Consider the following 2,792-nt stretch of genomic DNA (forward strand, 5'->3'; position numbering starts at 1 on the left):
GCCATGCTGGTTAAACTCATGTTATTTCTCAACTTCAACCCGGGGCTGTGACGCCCACCAACCTCCCCAATCTGGCGAACATTGGCCAATGCCCGAAGATCAACAAGTTTTGGGTTATCCTCAAAATTAGCACCGTGTTCGAGATGCGTCAGGCTGTCCAACGTATCCATGACCTCAAGATGAGGATTTTCGAACACCGAGACTCCCACCATCGTCTCAACATTATCAAACGCATCAAACGTTTTGAGGTCATGCGTAAACTCCACCCCTAAACCCGGGAGTTCATCTATAAAACCAAAACCTTCTAAAGAAACCAAACCCTCAAGCTTTTGAAAATCAAACGAACGTGTTGACTTAGAACACATTTGTGCGCAACCAAGCTCAAGGTCTCCACGGTCTTCAAACAACACCCGAAGGTCAAACTCTTCTTCGTGAAAGGGCTCTATAACACAATCCTGAGCCGACGATTGTTCCAACAAACAAGACTCCGGCGTCTCCAAAACGCCTGGAGTGGGCTCGCCACACCCCATATAGATTAGCCAGATTAGAGATACCCAACATAACGTTTTCAACTTGCGCGACATAGGTTCCTCGGCATTGAAAGCGACGACAGAAAAAGCTCGTTTAACTGCCGCCGCCTATCGTTCACACGTGTTTATAATTTAAAGAGCCTGTTTTTACTGCCGGTACCGGACACAACGAGCTTTAGCTCGCACGTCTTTGTCTGGCGCCGCTCGCAAGTCAAAATACCAGTGTGTCCCTTCCGCAATGATTTGAATGCGCTCACGACCGCCATCAAATCGTCCCGAGATCTCGGTCAGGTAACAGAAAGAACGATCAAGGAGGCCCATCGTGACTCATGATCCCCCACATCTCCTAAACCCCGCATAAACACACGTGCTCAAAGCCCTCCCAACAATCCTCCCAGCCCCACCTTGCGCAATCGTCCTCGATTTGATCGACTGGCCGCCGACGACAGCGATGAGACCTGAAGAGAAAAGCGAGCGTGATGGAACCGACGACGATGATGGCAGATCTGACGTTGAGCGATGAACTCCAGGACGTGGATCTGGGCGATAAACGACGTCATGAGCGCTTTGTCAGAATCGCCGCGCTCCGGTCGGAGCGCGGCGTTCTTTCAACCTGGCAAACGATAGACCTCAGTCACAGGGTTCATCGCTCAAATTCACCAGAATGACCTCCTCCGGCGGCTCCTCAAGCTGCGCAACCAACGCCTCCGCCTCACAACGCCGGAGGTTGGGGGCGTTCTGGATCACCAGGGCCTTATGAATGCGTCGAAGGCTCTCGAGGCCGGCCAGGCTGTTTAGCTTCACATACTCAGGATCATCGTCGGAATTAACAATAGCCAGAGTCTCAACTTCCCTAAGGGAATCAAGCCCCCGCATGGACTCCAAATTATACTGGTCTCTGATTTGAAATCGTCCGCCGATGACTTCCACTCTTTCAAGGCCCGTCATATCTACAAGGCTATTATTATTCAACAACTTGAGCCCAGGCTCATATTCTCCACCAATTTCGCCAATTTGCCGGACGTTCGCGAGCGCACGGAGGTCTTTGAGCCTGGGGTTATCCTCAAAGCTCGCTCCGTATTCGAGAACTTCGAGGCTCGCAAAAGGTTTTATTATCTCAAGTTTAACATTTTCCCTAAAATCAACCCCTACCATTGACTCAACACTATGCAAAGCATCTATCTCCTCGACATCATAAGTATACATCACCCCAAGGCCAGGAAGAGCATTGATAAAATCAAACCCTTGAATCGCTTCCAACCCATGAAGAGTTACAAACTCAAAAGCACGTGATGAACGCTTACACTTTTGTTCACACGCAAGATCAAGGTCAGCCACCTCTTTAAATAAAATACGCCTATCAAACTCTTCCTCATAAAAGGGCTCCATGTCACAATCAAGAGCCTCTGACCCTTCAATGAAGCAAGAATTTGGAGTACCTTGCAATTCAGCAGGTTCTACACCACAGCACGCAGCCAGTATAAAAACGCCTATAAGAACAACTCGTTTATCCATGTTAAGCTCCAATCAGGCAAGCCCCGGCAACAAAAATAAATTTCATTACCGGGACCTGGATGTTCTCCAGCGGCAATTCACCACTATCTCAAATCACTGATTATAGTAGACACAACGCGCTCTACCACGAACCTCTTTGTCTGGTGCTGCACGAACTTTTAGCTGCCAGTGGTGGTTATTCGCAACAATCTGAATATGCTCCCGTCCCCCATCGAATCGGCCCGAGATCTCCGTCAGAAAACAAAAGGTGCTTTCAAGTGGTCCCATGGTCACTTCAAACTCACCGTCATGGGTGCCATTTTGAGTCAAGAGCGGAGCATAATAATCATCTCCATTTGATGACTCGGAGTAATATGTCATGCCACTTGCGGACGGATATAGCATTCCGAAACCGATAACATCGGCGAACAGCTCTCCCACGAGCGACCGAAGAAAATATCGAGTGGGGTCAGGGTCAAGCTCTGCGTGTCCCAACCATGCGCGCTCACCAAGCCCTTGCATCTTTCCGCGAATTCCGGAGAGCATATAGACACGCTCTCGATCAACCGCAACATCCCCATCTTCCTGATTGTTAAACACGTCGTAGTCTCTAAAGTCCTCAAATCGCATCTCATCCGTCTGGCCACCCGTAAAGCGCGCCCGGGGCGTGCAATGAAAGGTACCGGAGACAGTATCTGTGATGTTACTTGAATTACTCACGTGGTTCGACGTCGCTGAACCAACCCATCGCGCAATACCGGTACCAGG

Annotated in this window: 4 protein-coding genes; 1 reads left to right on the top strand and 3 read right to left on the bottom strand. The window is 49.5% G+C overall.

The annotated features are described in order from the left end of the window. On the bottom strand, positions 1-479 hold a 479-nt coding region (locus EA187_RS20140; protein WP_164856444.1), incomplete at its 3' end, for a hypothetical protein. Between the two features lie 548 nt (positions 480-1,027). On the opposite strand from EA187_RS20140, the gene EA187_RS21200 reads away from it, so the two are divergent. Beyond that, on the top strand, positions 1,028-1,198 hold the full coding sequence (locus EA187_RS21200; protein WP_488226194.1) for a transposase DNA-binding-containing protein: 171 nt from the start codon (positions 1,028-1,030) through the stop codon (positions 1,196-1,198). On the opposite strand, the gene EA187_RS20150 is transcribed toward EA187_RS21200, so the two are convergent. Together EA187_RS20150 and EA187_RS20155 are read right to left on the bottom strand one after the other, a co-directional pair. Continuing rightward, entirely contained in the window at positions 1,161-2,045 is an 885-nt protein-coding gene (locus EA187_RS20150; protein ID WP_127781478.1) for a hypothetical protein, read from the bottom strand. The two genes, EA187_RS21200 and EA187_RS20150, sit on opposite strands and share 38 nt — an antisense overlap. A 93-nt stretch (positions 2,046-2,138) precedes the next feature. Continuing rightward, a partial coding sequence (locus EA187_RS20155; protein WP_206524441.1) for a hypothetical protein occupies positions 2,139-2,792 on the bottom strand: 654 nt, incomplete at its 5' end.

Origin of the sequence: Lujinxingia sediminis, assembly GCF_004005565.1 — a bacterium.
GTDB classification, from domain to species: domain Bacteria; phylum Myxococcota_A; class Bradymonadia; order Bradymonadales; family Bradymonadaceae; genus Lujinxingia; species Lujinxingia sediminis.

What these genes read in the sequence shown, in the direction of transcription:
- EA187_RS21200 (WP_488226194.1), top strand. Translation starts at nt 1,028, where the DNA reads ATGGCAGATCTGACGTTGAGCGATGAACTCCAGGACGTGGATCTGGGC.
- EA187_RS20150 (WP_127781478.1), bottom strand. Translation starts at nt 2,045, where the DNA reads ATGGATAAACGAGTTGTTCTTATAGGCGTTTTTATACTGGCTGCGTGC.